The following is an 18,508-nucleotide window of genomic DNA, read 5'->3' as shown; positions in this document are numbered from 1 at the left end:
GGCGTTGTCCGCCGCCACGACTCCGATGAATCATCATGACTTCCATGGAAGATAACAACAAGAGAAGTTCGATGGCTGAGAAGGCTTTCTCTTCACCTGAAAGACCTCATTGTTCATAGGAGATGTTGGATTTTCACTGCATTCAACGGATCTTGGAAAATAATACTTCCATGGAAGATATTAAGTTCAACGCACGGCGATCCTTGCTGCCCCGCGCCGCAGCCGTCGCGCATCAACCCCTTGGAGTTCAATGATGGAAGTGCTGATGCGCGTCAAGGTCAGCGCCCGTTCGGAGCTGGCTGAAGGGACGTCCGGGTACGAACTGGCCGCAGCCGACGGAAGCGCACTGCCGCCGTTCGAGGCCGGTTCCCATATCGATGTCCATCTGCCGGGAGGACTTGTGCGCCAGTACTCCTTGCACGACCTGCCGAGCGAACCTGCGCGGTACCGCATCGGCGTACTGCGTGAACCTCAATCTCGCGGAGGCTCCGCCGCACTCGTGGATGGCGTGAAGGTCGGTGACGAGATGGACATCAGCGTTCCCCGCAATCACTTCGCGCTGGACAAGCGTGCAGGGCGATCCATCCTGCTGGCAGGCGGCATCGGCATTACGCCGATCCTGTGCATGGCGGAGCAACTCACGCAGGAAGGGCGCCCCTTCGAACTGCACTACTGCGGGCGGACGATCAGCCGCATGGCATTCGTCGATCGACTGCAAGCCAGCGCCTATGGCGACGACGTGCACATTCATGTCGACGACGGGCCGAAGGTGCAGATGCTGGACGCCGCTGTCGTGATCGGCCCGCCCAACTCCGACACGCATCTCTACGTGTGCGGTCCCGCTGGTTTCATGGACCATGTGTTCCAGATAGCCCGCGAGCTCGGCTGGAAGGAGCCGCAACTGCATCGAGAGTACTTCGCAGCCGCGCCGATCGACCATTCGGCCGACGGACCTTTCGAGATCGAATTGAAGAGCAGCGGCCAAGTCATCAAGGTCGACGCCGACAAGAGCGCCGCCGACGCGTTGAGGGATTCCGGCGTCGCCATCACCGTCTCTTGCGAGCAGGGCGTTTGCGGCACCTGCGTCACGCGCGTGCACGCCGGCGTGCCGGATCACCGCGACTTGTACCTGACGGATGCCGAGCATGAGCAGAACGACTGCTTCACGCCCTGTTGTTCGCGTGCGCGCACACCGCGGCTCGTGCTGGATCTCTGACACTCCACTGAAAGGAACTCGAATGCAGACGGCACAGACTCCCGACTACAGCGTCCCTGACTACCTCCAACAGCTTCGGCTGGCCGGCAAGAATTTCGTCGTGCTCGGCGCCGGGCAGGGCATCGGCGAGGCCACGACCCACGCTCTTGCGCAGGCAGGCGCCCGCGTGTTGTGTGTCGATCGCGAAGAAGACCTGGCCGTGCGGATCGCCAAGGCGGTGGATGGCGTGCACTTTGCAGGCGACGTCACGTCGCGCGACGCCATGCAGCGAGCTTTCGACACCGCAGTCCACAGTTTCGGCGACATCCACGGTGTCGTCGACATCATCGGCATGGCCGATCTGCTGCCGCTGGTGGAGTTCGACGATGCCGCGTGGGATCGGCAGTTCGACGTCGTCGTCCGCCATGCGTTCCTCGCCGTCCAGATCGGTGGTGAGTTGATCGCGAAGGCCGGAGGCGGAACGATCACCTTCGTGGGATCGGTGGCCGGGGACCGCATCATTCCCCGCGAAACCGCGTATGCCAGTTCGAAGGCAGCACTCCATCACTTCGTTCGTGGGGCCGGCGCCGAGTACGCGCCGAGGGGCGTTCGCGTGAACGCTGTGTCGCCTGGATTCGTGAGAACGCCTCGCCTCAACCAGATGCTCGGCGACGAGGCATGGCGTGTGGTGGGCGAATCGATTCCGATCGGCAGGGCGGCGATGCCGGCCGAGGTTGCGGGTCCGATTCTTTTCCTGGCGTCGAATCTCAGCGCCCACATGACCGGTCAGATCGTCGTGGTCGATGGCGGCTCGACCAATCTCACGCCGTTTCCGAAGGTCTTCGGGGCGCCGAAGAAATCCTAGCGCTTGCGGCCCTTGTGCATGCGGGCCTCGGGCGGGTCAACCTCATCCTCGAGTCCCATTTCCGAGCTTTCCAGCGTGGAAAGGACTCGCAATGCGAACTGGGTCCCGCGCTCGCGCTCTTCAGGAGATAGCTGGGACATGGCCGGAGCCAGTGCGGAGTGGTTGGCCAGGTGTTCAACCGCCAATTCCACGATCTGCAGGCCTTTCTTCGTGAGGTGGACCAGGAAGCCTCCGCTGTGACTCGGGTCGTGAAGGCGCTCCACGTAGCCGGCCTCCACGAGTCGATCGACTTTCTTCGTGATTGCGCCCGAGGTCACCAGCAGCGCACGAAACAGGTCTGTCGGCCGCTTGACGTAGGGAGGGCCGCTGCGCCGGAGGGCCAGCATCAGGCGCATGTCTCCGCCGTTGATGCCGTATTCCTTCTGGCAGTGGCGGTCGTAGGCACGGTCGACCAAGGTGCCGAGGCGCATGAAGTAGATCGCCAGAAGGAAGTTCTGCAGATCCAGATCTTGCCGCTCGGTCTGCCATTGCATGGTGACCAGTTCACTGATGCTGGGCCTCGCGGGTCGTCCCTTGCGTGAGCCATTGTTCCCAGGCGCGGCATCGAGTGGATCGGTTGTGTATTGATCTTCCATAGAAACATACTTCCTCGAGGCCGCCATCTTACGCGCAGTTACCCGTGAATGGCGAAGAGGCGAATGTTCCGTACGAATCTAGTGGTTTGCCCTATGGAGATTCCGCTGCGGCGCATATATCTTCCATGGAAGATAAGTTCGATGAACGCGACATTCTTCCTGTCGCTCAATCTCTTCCCCACGAGGTGAAACCAATGAAAAAGACATTTGCCCGTCTGCTGGGACTTGCCGCTGCTGTCGCTTTCTTCAGCGCTTCGGTCGCAGCGCAGGAGCCCATCAAGATCGGCTTTGTCGGCCCCTACACCGGCCCGTTCGCGGTGGCAGGCCAGTCGTTCCGACAAGGCATCGAGGCGTACATGGCCCTCCATGGCGCAAGTGTCGGCAACCGAACGGTGGAAGTGATCTACAGGGACAGTGGAGGCGCTGACGCCACGCTCGCCAAGCGCCTGGCGGAAGAACTCGTCGTCAAGGACAAGGTGGCCATGCTGGGCGGCTTCTACCTGAGCCCGGAAGTGGCCGCGACCGCCCCTGTTGCAAACGCCGCCAAGGTGCCCCTGTTCATCGTCAATGCCGCGACGCCTTCGCTGATGAAGATGTCGCCGTACTTTGTCCGCATGGGCCAGTCGATCAACCAGCCGGCGGAACTGGCTGCCACCTACGCCCGCCAACAGGGCAAGTCACGGGGCTTCGTCGCGGTCGGAGACTACGGCCCGGGGCACGTCGTGGAGCAGGCCTTCATGGCCAGGTTCTCGGCGGAAGGCGGACAAATGGTCGGCAACGCGCGCGTGCCGCTGAACACCACCGACTTCGCGCCTGTCGCAGAGCGCATCGCCAACGCCAACCCCGACGTGCTGGAGATCTTCCTCCCGCCCGGCGCTGCCTCCGTGGGCTTCAACAAGGCGCTGGCTGCGCGCGGGCTGACGCAGAAGGTGTTGATCATCGGCCAGGGCGAAGCCGAGGACAGCGACCTGCCGCTGTTCGACGACTCGATCGTCGGCTTCAAGTCCATCATCTACATCGACGCGAACGCCAGGAACGCGGAGAACACGGCCCTTGCCGGCTGGCTGCTGAAGAATGTCGGGCCCACTGCGCGTCCCAACTCCTTCAGTATCGGCGCGTACGACGCCATGCACCTGGCCTACAAGATGATTCGCGACCAGGCGGGTAAGCCGTTCAACGGCGAGGCGGCCGTCAAGTCGCTGGCCGGCTATACGTGGAAGAGCCCGCGTGGCAACGTGACCATCGACCCGGCCACCCGCGAACTGGTGCAGAACTTCTACTTGCGCGAAGTGGTGAAGGACAGCGACGGCACGAAGCGCAACAAGGTCGTGAAAACCTGGGAGCAGGTGAACCCCGCGACGCTGAACTGAAGCAGCGCCTTCGAAGACTCCCATTGATCGGACGCCCGTGGACACCATCGCCTTCATCCTCCTGTACGGGCTGTCGTATGGCCTCGTCCTGTGCCTCATCGCACTCGGCCTTGTCGTCACCATGGGCCTGATGCGGGTCGTCAATCTCGCGCATGGTGCCTTCGCCGCCATTGGCGGGTATTTGGCGATCAGCCTGATGCAGCAGCAGGGTTGGCCCTATGCGGTCGCGGTGCCGGCGGCGGTGCTCGCGGTGGCCGCTTTCGGCGTCGCCGCCGAGCGCCTGCTCTATGTGCATCTGTACAAGCGCAGCGACCTCGATCAGGTGCTGGTGACGATCGGCTTCAACTTTGTCGTCATCGCATTGCTGACGATGTGGTTCGGACCGAACGTCACGCCCCTCGATCTCCCCGCATATCTCAAGGGCAACATCGATCTCGGGATCCGCGAGTTCGAGGTGTACCGGGTCGTCTCGGCTGTCATTTGCCTGGTGATCATCGGCGCGCTGTGGTGGGTGTTCGAGCGCACCAGCACTGGCGCACGGCTTCGTGCCGCGGTGGACAACCGCGGCATGGCCCAGGCCATGGGCATGAACGTACCGTTGCTCTTCTCGGCGACCTTCGCGCTGGGGTGCGGCCTCGCCGCGCTCGGCGGAGTCCTGGCGGCGCCCATGTTGCCGATGGAGCCGATGTGGCCGCTCAAGCACCTGGTGCTGGTACTGGTGATCGTCGCGCTTGCGGGGCACGGTCAGGTGACGGCCTCGGTCGCTGTCGCGGTGATCGTCGGTCTTGTCGAGACAGCCGGCCGCTACCTCTTCCCGCAGTCCGGCGCCTTTCTCATCTACCTGCTTCTCATCGGGCTGATCGTGTGGCGGCCCGACGGCCTGCTCGCCCGTGCCCGGACGGCTTGACATCATGAACCCTGTTCCACGTCATTCCATCCTCGGCCGCCATCACTGGCGCGTTGGAGAGTTCCTCTGGCTGGCCGTCGCGGTGGCTTGCTATTTCCTGTTCCCGCAATACCTGTCGCTCGGTACCTCGGTGCTGGTCATGGTGCTGCTGGTACTGTCGTACGACCTGCTGCTGGGATTTTCCGGCGTGCTTTCCTTTGGCCACGCGGTCTTCTTCGGTCTCGGTGCCTTCACTGCAGGCTGGCTCTCCCTGGCAGGGTGGACGGAGCCTTTCAGCGTGGTACTGATGGCCGGCATCGCGGCGGCCGTTCTGGCCGCGCTGGTGGGCCCCTTTCTGCTGCGGCTGACCGGCCTGCCGTTGCTGATGGTCACGTTGGCGCTCGGTGTGCTGGTGTTCGAGGCGGCCCACAAGGCCACGAACATCACGGGTGGCGACGATGGTCTGGCCGGCATCCAGTTCGCACCCATCCTGGGTTGGTTCGAATGGGGGCTGGGTGGCAGCGCGGCCTACTTGTACGTACTGGCCTGGCTGGTGGTGGTGTTCTTGCTGCTCAAGCGGGTTGTGGCCTCGCCTTTCGGAGTGATGCTGCAGGGCGTGCGCGAGAACCCGGCGCGCATGCGCCTGATCGGCAACCGTGTGTTGCCGCATCTCACCCTGGCCTACACCATCAGCGCCGCTGCGGCTGGCATCGCCGGTGCCCTGTTCACCCAGGCGAACGCCTTCGTTGGAATCGGAGTCCTCGCGCTCGACACGTCAGTGGATGTGCTGGTGATGCTGGTGCTCGGCGGCATCGGCACCCTCTACGGTGCATTCATCGGTGCGCCCGCCTACATGCTGCTGAAGCACTTCTCCTCTCAATGGAACCCGTACTACTGGATGCTGATCATCGGCGTCCTCCTGATTGCGGTGGTCATGCTCGGTCGCGGCGGATTGGTGGGACTGGGCCGAACCGCCATCGACAAGCTTCGCGGGCGGGAGGGCCGGTCATGAGCGCCGTCGTCTGCGCACTACAGGCCAGCGGACTGAGCAAGCACTTCGGTGCGCTGCACGTCACGCAGGATGTCAGCCTCGCGCTCCCCTGCGGCACCCGCACGGCCCTGATCGGTCCGAACGGCGCCGGCAAGACCACCCTGGTCAACCTGCTCACCGGCGTACTGAAGCCCGATGCGGGAAAGCTGCAACTGTTCGGGGAGGAGGTGACGGGTACCTCGGCAGCCGTCCGAACGCGCAAAGGCCTGGTTCGCACATTCCAGATCTCGAGCCTGTTCTCGCAACTCACCGTCTTCGACAACGTCTTCATCGCCGTCACCCAGGCGGCGGGGCGAAGCTTCCATCTGTGGCGTCCGGCCGGACGCGAGCGCGACCTGCTGGAGCGCACCGAGGCGCTGCTCGTGCAACTCAAGCTGCAGGACGATCGGCACTGCAAGGTGACGGAGATCGCCTATGGGCGCCAACGGCTGGTGGAGATAGCGATCGCCCTGGCACTGCGGCCCAGAGTGTTGCTTCTGGACGAGCCGGCGGCCGGCATCCCCGGCAATGAACTCGACCTGCTGCACGGCGCCATCGCCAGCCTGCCGGTGGACATCGCCGTGTTGATGATCGAACACGACATGGAGATGGTCCGCATGTTCGCCTCCGAGGTGGCAGTGTTGGTGAATGGCGCCTTGCTGATGTCCGGCAAACCGAGGGACGTGATGTCGCATCCCGAGGTTCAGGCGGTCTACCTCGGCTCGGCCGGAAAGAAGCGCTTCGAGGGAGTCGCCGCATATGCTTGAAACCAGGAAACTGACTGGCGGCTGGGGGCCTACCCTGGTCGTGGAAGACCTGAACCTGCACGTCGCTGCGGGCGAGACTGTCGCGATCATTGGCCGCAATGGTGTGGGCAAGAGCACGTTGCTCGAGTTGATCATCGGGCGCGCCCAACGTCGCGGGGGCAGCATCGTCCTGGATGGAGGCGACCTCGCGGCGCTGGCATCGCACGAGCGCGCGCGCCGCGGGTTGGGCTATGTGCCGCAAAGCCGCGAGGTCTTTCCCAGCCTCACGGTCGCCGAACACCTTCAGATTGCGCAAAGGCCAGGCGAGTGGACTGCGCGGCGTGTGATGGATCTGTTCCCGCGCCTGGGCGAGCGGCTCGCAAGCCATGGCAACCAGCTCTCTGGCGGAGAACAACAGATGTTGGCCATCGCCCGCGCGCTCCTGGGAAATCCCCGAGCGCTGCTGATGGACGAGCCTTTCGAAGGACTTGCGCCGATCATCGTGGAGCACCTCGTGCAGAGCATCCGAAAGATCGTGCAGGCCAGCTCCCTCGCATTGCTGCTCGTCGAGCAGCGGGTCGACATCGCGCTCGATCTTTCGCACCGTTGCATCGTCATGGACCGGGGTCGTGCTGTCTTCGAAGGTGCTTCCGATCAACTGGCCGGAGACGAGGGGCGCCTCGCCACTCTGATGGGCTTGAGCCACTGATGATGGAGAGCAAGGCAATGAAATTCGCGGACAAGGTAGCCATCGTCACCGGCGCGCAGACCGGTATCGGCCTGGCGATCGCACAACGCCTGGCAGGTCAGGGCGCAGCCGTGGTGCTGGCAGACATCGCGGATGCGACACCGCAGGCGAGAGAACTGCAAACGGGTGGTGCTCGCGTGCTCGCGCTCAAGGTCGATGTGGCCGAGGAGCAATCCGTCCATGGGATGGTCGAGCGAACCCTTTCGGAGTTCGGTCGCGTCGACATCCTCGTGAACAACGCTGCGATTGCCGCCAGCATCAAGTTGCGTGCCTTCGAAGAGATCTCGGTGCCCGAGTGGCGCCGCATGCAGGACGTGAATGCGATGGGGCCGTTCCTCTGTACTCGCGCGGTGGCGCCACACATGCGGCGCCAACAGTCCGGCCGCATCGTCAACATCACTTCCGGCACGGCCTTCAAGGGTGCTCCCTTCATGCTGGACTATGTCGCGAGCAAGGGGGCGCTGATGACGATGACGCGCTCCCTCGCGCGGGAACTCGGGCGCGACTTCATCACCGTCAACGCGGTATCGCCGGGCTACACGCTCAGCGAGGGCAACCTGGGCAACAAGGAGTTTCTCGCCAGCTATCGGGAGTCCGCCATCGCCACCCGGGCGCTGCCGCGCGACGGCTGGCCGGCGGACATCGTCGGTGCTGTCGCCTTCCTGGCGAGCGACGACGCATCCTTTGTTTCCGGGCAGATCCTGGCAGTCGACGGCGGGTCCGTCTATCACTGATGACACATCATGCTGAACACGCAATCCAATGATCGAATTTGCCGCGTCGGCGCGAACCAGCCGATGGGCGTCGCCTTGCGCCGCTACTGGCTTCCGGTGCTTCTCTCCTCAGAGCTCTTGCCCAACGCGGATCCCAAGGGGATCGAGCTCCTCGGTGAGCGCTTCGTCGCGTGGCGCGACGAAGCTGGACGCGCCGGCTTGTATGCCGAGGCCTGCCTGCACCGTGGCGCTTCGATGCGCCTCGCCCGCGCGGAAGGCGATGGTCTTCGATGCATCTATCACGGCTGGAAGTTCGCCGTGGATGGTGCCGTCCTCGACACGCCGAACGTCGCCGACCCACGGTTCAAGCATCGCATCAAAGGCCGCACGTACCCGGTACGCGAAGCGGGGGGGCTGATGTGGGCGTATCTCGGTCCGCGCGAAATGGAGCCCGATTTCCCGCGGTGGCCCTGGATGGATCTGCCGGACGCCAATCGGTTGGTTACGCGCCACGTGGAGGAATGCAACTTCGTTCAGGTGATCGAAGGGCTGGTGGATTCTTCGCATCTCGGCTTGCTGCACCTGAACGGCCTGCGCCGGTCGGGGAGCGCGGACCTCGAATTCGCGGAGAAGGTGAACTCGATGCAACAGAACCTGGCGCCACGGCTGGAGGTGGAGGAAACCCCGTTCGGCTTCTACTACGCGGCGCTTCGCGACATCACCGACGAGAGCGGCCACCGCACCGAGGCGAGGATCGCCGCCTTCGTCGCGCCGTGCATCGTCCTCAATCCAAACGGAGACATCGCGACCTTCGTGGTGCCGATGGCGGATACGAGGACGGCGTTCATCCACGTGTTCTGGAGCGCGACCCAGCAGCTCAATCGGGAGCCGTTGCGCAGCCGTCATCTGGAATTCATCGGCTTGACGCCCGAGGTGCTGGAGGGCTTCGGGCTGACCGAAGAGACCCTCGGCAGCGCGGACAAGCCAGGGCCTCGGAACAACTTCAGGCAGGACCGCGACGCAATGCGCAGGGGGGAGAGCTGGAGCGGGTTGCCGGGCCTGATCGAGGAAGACGTGGCGGCCTCGGTCTCGGCCGGGCCGCTGCGAGATCGTGCCAGCGAGGTGCTCTCGTCGTCCGACATCGGCATCAGCCGCCTTTACCGGGCGCTGCTCGCGTGTGCCGATGCCGCGGAGAAGGGTGAAGACCCGCTGGGCATCCAGCGCGGGATCGATGGGTCCCGCGTGGCCGGCATCAACGATGTGCTGGATGGCCGCGAATGGCGCGAATTGTTGCCGCGAACCGCCGGCGAAAAGGAGCTCGCATGAGCGCGAAACCCGATGTGACAGCAGCGTTCACCTGGCACGACGACTTCGCCGTCGGCCACGACGCCATGGACGAGACCCACCACGAGTTCGTGCAGTGCGTCGACGCCATGTTGCGGGCAGAAGAATCCGAGCTGTCGGCCACGCTCGAAGCCTTCGCCGATCACGCGCGTCGTCATTTCGACGAGGAGGACCAGGCCATGCGGGAGACTGGCTACGGGTCGTCCGGCTGCCACGTCGATGAACATTCGGCCGTTCTGAAATCCGTGGACGAGGTGCGCGCTGCGCTGGCTCTTGGGCACGGGCACGTGGTCCGTCGCTTTGCCCATGCACTGGCCGAATGGTTCCCCCGACATGCAACGGTGATGGACATGGGTCTCGCACGCTGGCTGGTTCAAAGGCGCCTCGGCGGATCCCCGGTGGTGATCCGTCGGCGCGAGGCGGCGACCGTCTGATTGGCGCCCCTTTTTTTTCTCTTTACATCTTCCAAGGAAGACATTTCGGACCACTTCAACCAAAGGACCCACATGCTGAGCAATCAAGACAACGAGCTGATGTGCCGAACCGGACGCGGCACGGCCATGGGAGACGCGATGCGTCGCTTCTGGCTGCCGGTGATGCAACTGTCGGAGCTGTCCGCGGCGGGCGGGGACCCCAAGTCCATCGAAGTTCTCGGTGAAAACTTCATCGCCTGGCGCGATCAGCAGGGCCGGGCGGGACTCTACGCGGAGCACTGCCTGCACCGCGGTGCTTCCCTGCAGCTTGCACGCGCTGAAGGCGACGGTCTCCGCTGTATCTACCACGGTTGGAAATTCGCGGTCGATGGCCAGGTGCTCGACACGCCCAACGTCGCCGATCCCAAGTTCAAGGACCGCATCAAAGGGCGGACGCACCCGGTGCGCGAGGCGGGGGGCCTGTTGTGGGCTTACTTGGGACCCGCGGACAAGCAGCCCTCGTTCCCGACCTGGCCCTTCATGGAGCAGGACGACGCCCATCGCATCAATGCGATGGCGGTGGTCAACTGCAACTACGTGCAGGTGATGGAGGGTCTGGTGGACTCCTCGCACCTGACGGTCCTGCACGCTTCCGGGCTGGCCAAGACCAATGGCGCGGAACTGGACTTCGCGAAGAAGACCACGCACATGCAATTCGACGCATCACCAGCCATCGAGGCTGACGAAACGGACTTCGGCTTCCACTACGTCGCCATGCGCAAGGCCGGGGACAAGCGCATGGCGCGCATCGCCTCCTTCGCGTCGCCGTGCTTCGTGGCGAACCCGAACGGCGACCTCTGGTTCGCCGTGGTACCGGTCAACGATGAACGCTGCAACTTCTTCCATGTTTGGTGGAACCCGGAAAAGGCGATCGGGCTGGAACCGCTGCGGACGCAGCAGCTTGCGTTCGTTGGTCTGGACGAACCCACCCTGGCCAAGTACGGCATGACCGCTGCGACCTGCGACAGCGATCAGACCATGTCCTGGCGAAACGGCTACAGGCAAGACCGCTCGCTGCAGCGCGCGGGACATTTCACCGGCTTCGACAGCTTCACGCAGGAGGATGCCGCATGCAGCGTATCCAGCGGTGCGCTGCGCGACCGCTCTCAGGAAATGCTGTCGGCTGCGGATATCGCCATCGCACGCCTGTATCGCAGCTTGCTGGCGTGCGCCAAGGCCGCTCGCGACAAGCAGGAGATTCCTGCGTTGCAGGTGGAGGTCCGGAAAGCGATCGGTATCTCTGCGGAGATCGGGTTGGACCAGGACTGGCGCACGCTGCTACCTCGCCAGACCATCGTTTCCGAGTCGGGCGCCCAGGGCATCCGCCAATAGCAGCCCAATCACTGAACACAGGAGTTTCAAATGTTGAATCGTCAAGACAATGAACTGATTTGCCGCGTCGGCCCGGGCACCCCCATGGGGAACATGATGCGCCGCTACTGGCATCCGGTCTGCACGTCCGCACAACTGGACAAGCCCGATGCGCCGCCACTGCGCGTGCGCCTGCTCGGAGAGGACTATGTGGCGTTCCGGGACACGCACGGCAAGGTCGGCGTGATGGAGGAGCTCTGCATGCACCGCGGGGCCTCTCTCGCGCTCGGGAGAGTCGAGGAAGGCGGCATCCGCTGCCTGTACCACGGCTGGAAATTCGACGTGACCGGCGCCGTGCTGGAAACGCCGAACAACAGCGACCCGAAGTACCGCACGCGGATGAAAGCGCCGGCCTTTCCGGTGCGAGAGGAGGGGGGCATCGTCTGGGCCTACGTAGGGCCGAAGGAACTGCAGCCCGACTTCTCGCGCTATGCCTTCATGGACGCCGACCCGGCACATCGCGTGGTTCTCCGAATCAACGTGCACTGCAACTACCTGCAGTTGGTCGAGGGTGGGGAAGACTCCTCGCATGTGGGCGTGCTGCACACCAACATGGCACGTCCCGGATGGAAGGACGGTGAGTTCGAGCCGAACCCTGACGTGGTCAACCCGGCGGCGCTGTCTTCGAACGACCTCGAACCGACCCTGAAGATGGAGGAGACAGCATTCGGGTTCCAGTACGTGGCCTTGCGCAAGACCGGCAAGGCGGGCGTGTCGAATGCCCGCGTGGTCCCCTTCATCGTGCCCTACGGTCGCGTCATTCCGGCGCCCGCGTTCCAGTTCACGGTGCTGGAGGTTCCGGCCGACGACACGCACACAAGCACCTACATCGTGGTGCACGGCGATGCGCCGGTGTCCGAAGACAAGATCATCGAGTTGCTGGGCCTGGACGACACCCGGTACTACGACCGCCAGGCCTGTGCCTTCACGGCCTCGTGGGCCGATGCCTTCGGCCAGAACCGTGAGCGCATGCAGGAGAGCTGGACAGGCTTGCGCGGCGTGGAAGTTGAAGACGCTGCCATCGCCTTGTCGCAAGGCGCGTTCTATGACCGTTCCAAGGAACATCTCGTACCTGCCGACCAGGCGGTGATGCGAGTGCGTCGCGTACTGCTCGACTCCGTCAAGCGCGTGATGGACGACAAGCCACCGGTAGGCGTTGGAATCGATCTTCGTGGGGTCGGCGCCTGCGACGCGGAGCTGGCGGACGGTGCGGCATGGCAGGCCCTGTTGCCCTCGCACCGCGAAGCGGTGGAGGCCTGAATGGCATCCACGAGCAATCCCGGCGGCGGTGCAACAGCGGACTACCCCTCCCTGCTGCGCCTCGACGGCCGCGGCTTCGTGGTCCTGGGCGCCGGCCAGGGCATCGGTGAGCAAGCGGTGCACGCACTCGCCCAGGCCGGTGCCCGCGTGCTGTGCGTGGACCGCGACGAGCAACTCGCGCGCAACGTCGCCGAGTCGGTGGGCGGTGTTCCTTGCGCTGCCGACGTCACGTCTCGCACGGACATGCAGCGTGTGTTCGAAACGGGTCGACGCAGCTTCGGCCGGGTCCATGGCCTGGTCGACATCGTCGGTGTCGCCGGCATCAAGCCGTTCTCCGAAGTGGATGACACGGCATGGAACCTGCAGTTCGACATCGTGCTGCGCCATGCCTACCTGGCCATCCAGGTCGGCGGCGGGATGATGGCAGCCGACGGCGGGGGAAGCATGGCTTTCGTCGGCTCGATGTCGGGCAACCGCGCGGTGCCGAACCAGACGGCCTATGCGGTTTCGAAGGCGGCGTTGCACCACCTGGTGCGCTGCGCGGGCGCGGAGTACGGGCGACGCCAGGTGCGGATCAATGCCATTGCACCCGGCTATGTGAGAACGCCGCGCTTGAACCAGCGGCTCGGCGACGAAGCCTGGAATGCGATCAGCAAGGTGATTCCCATCGGCCGACCGGCTACTCCGGCCGACATCGCCGGGCCCTTGCTGTTCCTGGCGTCGGACCTCAGCGCTCATATGACGGGGGAGGTGATTGCCGTGGACGGCGGCGCAGGTGTGATGGCGGCCTTTCCCGACGTCAAGTTCGGACCCGCAGCGAGCATGACGCCTTGACCGCCTTGGAACACGCGCATTCAAGCGCGTTAGGCGATGGGGATCATGCTGCTCCGGGCGCTGGCGCGTTGGCTCGAGGAACGGAAACCCTCGGACAAGTGCCTCAATCCCTCCACACTTCAGGCGAGGGCTTCCGCATGACCTGGTCGCTGCGTTACGCGCCCCATCTCGGCTACCGGCCCCCGTTTCAACCGCTGTTCGCCGCAACGGTCGGATCGGAGGATCCCCTGGAACACATCAAGTTTGCGGCCGACAACGGCTTTGCCGGCGTCCTCTATGCGGCCGCACGAGGGCGTGCAGCGGCAGAGCAGCAGAGGGTCGGCGACGCATTGGCCGCGCACGGACTGGAAGCAGGCTGCATCCTCTACACCACCTTCGAGCAGCTTCGCAACACAAGCTGGGCCAAAGATGGCAAGGAAGCTCGCGAGTGGATCGCAGGCGAACTCGCGCAGGCGACCGAGGCTGCACATCGTGTCGGTGCGAAGAGACTCGCCGTGTTGGGCGGAGCCGATCCGCAGCGTCCCATCGCCTACCAGCACGCCGCCCTCGTGCAGAACCTGCGCTATGCCGGCGATATTGCCGCGCGCGCCGGCCTCACGCTGTGCCTGGAGACCCTCAGCCGCAAAAGCATTCCAGGGATGCTGCTGCAGCACATGCCCGATGCGGTGGCCGTTGCGAGAGCCGTGGATCATCCCGCCGTGCGCCTGATCTTCGACACGTCGCACGTGCAGGTGATGGACGGTGATCTGCTGTTCCACCTCGAGCAGGCCTGGGACCATATCGAGATCGTGCAACTGGCCGACAACCCGGGGCGCCTGGAACCCGGAACGGGAGAGATCAACTTCGAAAGCCTGCTGCGGCTGTTGTCGAGGCGCGGCTATCGCGGCTTGGTCGAGCTGGAGTACGGTTGGCGGCTACCCGGGCTGGAAAGCGAAGGCCGGGGGCTTGCGATGCTCCACCACCTTGATGCCGCAGCGAGCGCCCCCTGTGAATGACTTCAACTTTCTGGAGCCCATGAATGGCAACCAATGATCCCACTGCTGCTTCGAACATTGCGCTGCAAATCCGAGCACTCGGTTCGAGGTTCGATCCTGAAGTGCTTGCTGCGACGCGAGCGATCTACCGGCCTGTTGTCGATCTCAGCGAGGCAGGCGACGAGCAGGTCGACGTTGTCTACGGAAGCCATGTGCGCCACCGGCTGGATATTTATCGCCCTGCAAGCCGACCGCGGGCGATCGTGGTCTACGTCCACGGTGGCGGCTTCGTCGCCGGAGACAAGAACGGGGATGGCGTGTTCTATCGGAACGTCGGCCGTTGGCTCGCTCGCCAAGGCTTCCTGGCGGTGCTGCCGAACTACCGGCTCGCTCCGGCGGATGGATGGCCGGCCGGCGCGAGGGATGTTCAAGCGGTGTTGCAGTGGATCAGCGAGAAGCGCGAAGGGTTGGATGCGAGCAAGGCTCCGCTGGTGCTTTGGGGCCAGTCGGCCGGCGCCAGCCATGTGGCGACCTGGTTGTTCGACGACAGCGCACGCGGTGGCGAAGCTGCACGCGTGGACGGCGTCATGCTCATGAGCGGGTTCTTCAGTGCGTCCGCGCCGCTGCCACCCGGGCCGCGCGCCTACTTCGGCGAGGATATTTCCCTGTATGACCGGCGTTCCCCGCTCACGCATGTGCGGACCATCGAAACGCCCATTTGGCTCGGTGTCGCGGAGCTTGACCCAGGCTGGATCGCCCAGCAGACCTACGCAATGGCCGGGGCGCTCACGGTGGCCATGGGTAGCAGCCCGAGTTTTCATTTCTTTCGCGATCACAACCATGTGTCGACAGTCCACAGCCTCGGTTCGCCGCAGCAGGATTGCGGCGACGAGGTGCTTCGTGTCCTTGACGCCGTGATCGCGCGGGCATCTCGCTAGCAATGCATGTGCCGACGCGCTCGCTCTCAGATCTCCGCCAGCGCCCAGGCGCAGCCCGGCACGAGGTCGGCAGGCTTCAAGACCACGCAGTTGCCGAAGGCCAACGCGGGCGCGATCTTCCACGCCGGAACCTCTTCGCGCGCGAGCAAGGTGCCGAGCTCTTCCTTGCGCGCGAGGCTTTCATTGCCGATCTTGTCGAGCGCCTCGGAGCGGGCCTGGATGCCGCCCGTGGACCAGGCGGGGAAGGCGGTGAGGTTGTCATGGCGTGCACTCCGCGACGGCGGTCGCCCGCGTCGGGCCCAACTGCCGACAGGCGCGTGTCAGGAGAGGGCCGATCTCGGTTGAATCGCCGGCCACGCCGAAGACGATGTGGTCGGGCCGCACCAGTGCAGCCGCGCATCCGTTGCGCGCGAACCAGCCCGCAACCACGTTGTCCGATTCGATCAGGTTCAACACGCTGTGCGCGTTCGCCTTGCCATTGATGCAGACGATCTGGACGCCGAGCCTGAGCAACGAGTCCTCCCACTGTTGAATGTGGTCAGCATCGGGCGCGTCGCGCAGGACGAGAAGGAACCCGTTCGGAACCAGGTCGTCCAGCATCTGCGCTTCGGCATCTGCATCGAGCCGTCCGACAGGCTGGGGAAACGGAGTTCCCGCCGGCGCGACGTCGCGGTCGATCAGTCCGTGGTGGACACCTGGCAGCAGACTCTGGCGCAACTGCATCTTGACTTGTCCTCCTTGTTGCTCGCGCAGCTTGCGGTCGCGCTCTTTGGCCTCCACCAGGTCGCGCTCGCAAATGATGTGGCCAAGTCGCTTGACTGTCCCGGTAACGTCCTGGACCTGGGGGCCGCGTTCATCGCCATAGCTGTCCAGCAATCCATCGGACGCACGGCCTGTCAGCACCCAATCCAGCTTCCAGGCGAGGTTGGTGGCGTCACGCAGGCCTTGGCACATCCCCTGGGCGAGGAATGGAGGCATCTGGTGAGCGCTATCGCCAGCCAGCAAGATCGGCCCCTTGCGCCACTGTTCGAGGACGACCGCATGGAAGCGATACGTGGCAGCACGCCAAATGCGTGCTTCGCCCGGCGAGAGCCAGGGCGCCAGCAACTTCCAGATCGCCTCATGCGGCATCTCGCGCTGCTCGGCTTCGTCGGGAAGCAGCAAGAACTCCCATCGCCGATGGGTGCCCGGTCCCACGACGTAGGTGCACGGCCGCGCCGGATTGCAGTATTGAATGTTCGTGGCAGGCAACTGAGAAAGTTTGGACTCCTCGATATGCATGTCCACCACGATCCAAGGCTCGTCGAACTCCAGGCTCTTGAGCTGCAGGCCCAAGCGCTTGCGCGTCGGGCTGGTCCCCCCGTCACATGCAACGACGTAGCGCGCGCGGACTTGGCCCTCCGTGTTGTCCCTTTCGCGGACCGTCAACACCGCACCTTCTTCTGATTGTCGAACGTCGACCACCTCGCAGCCGAGGCGCACTTGCACGTTCGACAGGGACCCGACCGCACGTCGCAGCGATGCTTCCAGGGCAGGCTGGTTGAAGGTGTACGAGGGCGCCCACGCGAGCGGATATGGCGAAGGGCCCATGTCGAAGTGCTGAATTGGCTGGCCGTCACTGCCTTGATAGATCGTGGGGCGATATGGCGTCATGTGGGGCGCCAAGGTGCCGGCAATGCCAATCTCCTGAAAGGTCCTCATGGCCTCATGGTCAAGCGCGAAGGCACGGGGTAGCGGATAGATGGACTCGGACTTGTCGAACACCGCGACGCGTCGCCCACGCTGCCCGAGCAGTGCAGCGAGCGATGCCCCGACAGGACCGAAGCCGACGATGGCAACGTCGAGAGAATCGTGGATTTCTGAAGGCATGGGTTGAGTTTGGTGTGCGGGAACACTACGATTGTGCATAAAACGATGAATCATGCACCAAGGGTTGATCCCGATGGCCGTCGAGCAAAGTGAAGTCGTGTAATGCATAACCGTCTGTTTTATGCATTTTCACAAGGAGATGAGATGTCGATGATGAAAGCGGCCCGCCTGCACAAGGTAGGTGCCCCGATGGAGATCGAACAACTGCCCATTCCGCAACCTGCGGCCAACGACGTGCAGGTGCGCGTCCATGCCTGCGGCATCGTGCCGAACCTGGGAAACATCTTGGCGAACTGGACCACCTGGTTTCCCGAGCTTCCCCTGCCGCCCCTGCCTGCAATCTTCGGTCTGGACCCTGCCGGGGAAGTCACGGCTGTCGGCTCCCACGTCCATGCGTGGAAGCCTGGCGACAGGGTGTACGTGAACCCGAGCCTGTACTGCGGCGGTTGCCGGGCTTGCCGCAACGGCGACCTCATCAACTGCACGCACTATGCGTTCAGCGGTTACTTCGGCTTCTCGCAAAACTCGCTCAAGTTGTACAAGAACTACCCCTACGGCGGCCTGAGCGAGTACATGATCGCGCCCCAATACGCCTTGGTGAAGCTGCCGGACAGCGTGACGTTCAACCAGGCTGCGCGCTTCGGCTACCTCGGAACGATGTACTCCGCGATGCGCAAGGCGAAGGTGGGGCCAGGTCGCAGCGTGCTCATCAACGGCATCAGCGGCACGTTGGGCATCGGCGGTGCTCTGTTCGGCCTGGCCATGGGTGCCACCCGCATTCTCGGCACGGGTCGCAACCAGGAACTGCTGAATCGGGTCAAGGCGCTGGCCCCCGACCGCATCGAGGTGTTCTCGAACGCCAATGGCGAAGCCATTGACACCTGGGTCAAATCACGCACCGAAGGCCTCGGGGTCGATACATTCATCGACGCACTCGGGCCGGGCGCCCCGCACGAGACGTTGCAGCAGGGCATTCGCGCACTGAAGCGCGGTGGCCGCGCCTACAACATCGGCGCAATCGCCGGCATGGTCGGGCTGGATCTCCACACCATGATGGACGAGCAACAGGCCATCGAAGGCTCGGCATGGTTCACCGCCGGCGAAGGACAGGATATGGCCGATATGGCCGAGGCCGGAACGCTCGATCTCTCCGTATTCGAGCACGTGTGCCACCCGCTCGACCAGGTGAACGAGGCAATTTCCGGGATTGCCAGCCGCAATGGCGGTTTCAGCAATTTCGTCATCAACCCTTGAGAA

Annotated in this window: 18 protein-coding genes and 1 pseudogene; 16 read left to right on the top strand and 3 right to left on the bottom strand. The window is 64.0% G+C overall.

Going from position 1 to position 18,508, the window contains the following annotated elements; translation table 11 throughout:
• Positions 1-253 precede the first annotated feature (253 nt).
• Positions 254-1,216 (top strand): PDR/VanB family oxidoreductase, encoded by a 963-nt coding sequence (locus AC1DN9_RS17225; RefSeq protein ID WP_478102264.1) that lies wholly within the window; start codon positions 254-256, stop codon positions 1,214-1,216.
• A 22-nt stretch (positions 1,217-1,238) separates the two neighbouring features.
• Positions 1,239-2,060: an SDR family NAD(P)-dependent oxidoreductase gene (locus AC1DN9_RS17220; protein WP_478102262.1), complete on the top strand. Its 822-nt coding sequence runs from the start codon at positions 1,239-1,241 to the stop codon at positions 2,058-2,060.
• Here AC1DN9_RS17220 and AC1DN9_RS17215 read toward each other — a convergent pair.
• Entirely contained in the window at positions 2,057-2,593 is a 537-nt protein-coding gene (locus tag AC1DN9_RS17215; RefSeq protein ID WP_478102260.1) for a MarR family winged helix-turn-helix transcriptional regulator, read from the bottom strand. The two genes, AC1DN9_RS17220 and AC1DN9_RS17215, sit on opposite strands and share 4 nt — an antisense overlap.
• 296 nt (positions 2,594-2,889) lie before the next feature.
• Between AC1DN9_RS17215 and AC1DN9_RS17210 the strand changes: the two genes are divergently transcribed.
• From AC1DN9_RS17210 to AC1DN9_RS17150, 13 genes are all read left to right on the top strand, one after another.
• Positions 2,890-4,065, top strand: coding sequence for an ABC transporter substrate-binding protein (locus AC1DN9_RS17210; protein WP_478102258.1), 1,176 nt, complete (start codon positions 2,890-2,892; stop codon positions 4,063-4,065).
• A gap of 37 nt (positions 4,066-4,102) precedes the next feature.
• Positions 4,103-4,972, top strand: a complete 870-nt coding sequence (locus AC1DN9_RS17205) for a branched-chain amino acid ABC transporter permease (protein ID WP_478102256.1) — start codon at positions 4,103-4,105, stop codon at positions 4,970-4,972.
• A 4-nt stretch (positions 4,973-4,976) separates the two neighbouring features.
• Positions 4,977-5,963: a branched-chain amino acid ABC transporter permease gene (locus tag AC1DN9_RS17200; protein ID WP_478102254.1), complete on the top strand. Its 987-nt coding sequence runs from the start codon at positions 4,977-4,979 to the stop codon at positions 5,961-5,963.
• Positions 5,960-6,748: an ABC transporter ATP-binding protein gene (locus AC1DN9_RS17195; protein ID WP_478102252.1), complete on the top strand. Its 789-nt coding sequence runs from the start codon at positions 5,960-5,962 to the stop codon at positions 6,746-6,748. Before AC1DN9_RS17200 ends, AC1DN9_RS17195 begins: the two co-directional genes overlap by 4 nt.
• On the top strand, positions 6,741-7,436 hold the full coding sequence (locus AC1DN9_RS17190; protein WP_478102250.1) for an ABC transporter ATP-binding protein: 696 nt from the start codon (positions 6,741-6,743) through the stop codon (positions 7,434-7,436). Before AC1DN9_RS17195 ends, AC1DN9_RS17190 begins: the two co-directional genes overlap by 8 nt.
• 17 nt (positions 7,437-7,453) lie before the next feature.
• A complete protein-coding gene (locus AC1DN9_RS17185; protein ID WP_478102248.1) occupies positions 7,454-8,209 on the top strand; it encodes an SDR family NAD(P)-dependent oxidoreductase in 756 nt (251 codons plus the stop codon).
• A 9-nt stretch (positions 8,210-8,218) separates the two neighbouring features.
• Positions 8,219-9,514 (top strand): Rieske 2Fe-2S domain-containing protein, encoded by a 1,296-nt coding sequence (locus tag AC1DN9_RS17180; RefSeq protein ID WP_478102247.1) that lies wholly within the window; start codon positions 8,219-8,221, stop codon positions 9,512-9,514.
• Complete coding sequence (locus tag AC1DN9_RS17175) at positions 9,511-9,966, top strand: bacteriohemerythrin (protein ID WP_478102246.1); 456 nt, start codon at positions 9,511-9,513, stop codon at positions 9,964-9,966. Before AC1DN9_RS17180 ends, AC1DN9_RS17175 begins: the two co-directional genes overlap by 4 nt.
• A 72-nt stretch (positions 9,967-10,038) precedes the next feature.
• Positions 10,039-11,337 (top strand): Rieske 2Fe-2S domain-containing protein, encoded by a 1,299-nt coding sequence (locus AC1DN9_RS17170; RefSeq protein WP_478102244.1) that lies wholly within the window; start codon positions 10,039-10,041, stop codon positions 11,335-11,337.
• 30 nt (positions 11,338-11,367) lie between these two features.
• Positions 11,368-12,636 (top strand): Rieske 2Fe-2S domain-containing protein, encoded by a 1,269-nt coding sequence (locus tag AC1DN9_RS17165; protein WP_478102243.1) that lies wholly within the window; start codon positions 11,368-11,370, stop codon positions 12,634-12,636.
• Complete coding sequence (locus AC1DN9_RS17160) at positions 12,637-13,470, top strand: SDR family NAD(P)-dependent oxidoreductase (protein ID WP_478102241.1); 834 nt, start codon at positions 12,637-12,639, stop codon at positions 13,468-13,470. It abuts the gene before it with no gap.
• A gap of 137 nt (positions 13,471-13,607) precedes the next feature.
• Complete coding sequence (locus tag AC1DN9_RS17155; protein ID WP_478102239.1) at positions 13,608-14,465, top strand: TIM barrel protein; 858 nt, start codon at positions 13,608-13,610, stop codon at positions 14,463-14,465.
• 23 nt (positions 14,466-14,488) lie between these two features.
• Positions 14,489-15,382 (top strand): alpha/beta hydrolase, encoded by an 894-nt coding sequence (locus AC1DN9_RS17150; RefSeq protein WP_478102237.1) that lies wholly within the window; start codon positions 14,489-14,491, stop codon positions 15,380-15,382.
• Positions 15,383-15,411: 29 nt separating this feature from the next.
• On the opposite strand, the pseudogene AC1DN9_RS17145 reads toward AC1DN9_RS17150, so the two are convergent.
• Positions 15,412-15,693, bottom strand: a pseudogene (locus tag AC1DN9_RS17145) (aldehyde dehydrogenase family protein); the annotation flags it as partial.
• The gene (mhpA, locus tag AC1DN9_RS17140; RefSeq protein WP_478102236.1) at positions 15,641-17,251 is read right to left on the bottom strand and encodes a bifunctional 3-(3-hydroxy-phenyl)propionate/3-hydroxycinnamic acid hydroxylase MhpA; all 1,611 of its coding nucleotides are present in this window, start codon (positions 17,249-17,251) and stop codon (positions 15,641-15,643) included. The gene mhpA and the pseudogene AC1DN9_RS17145, both read right to left, overlap by 53 nt.
• Positions 17,252-17,395: 144 nt before the next feature.
• Here mhpA and AC1DN9_RS17135 point away from each other — a divergent pair, with 144 nt between their 5' ends.
• Positions 17,396-18,505: an alcohol dehydrogenase catalytic domain-containing protein gene (locus AC1DN9_RS17135; protein ID WP_478102234.1), complete on the top strand. Its 1,110-nt coding sequence runs from the start codon at positions 17,396-17,398 to the stop codon at positions 18,503-18,505.
• Positions 18,506-18,508: the final 3 nt, after the last annotated feature.

The organism is Variovorax sp. 05L425, from assembly GCF_056397705.1.
The sequence above is the reverse complement of the archived record's forward strand: the minus strand, read 5'-3'. Positions and strand labels throughout refer to the sequence as shown.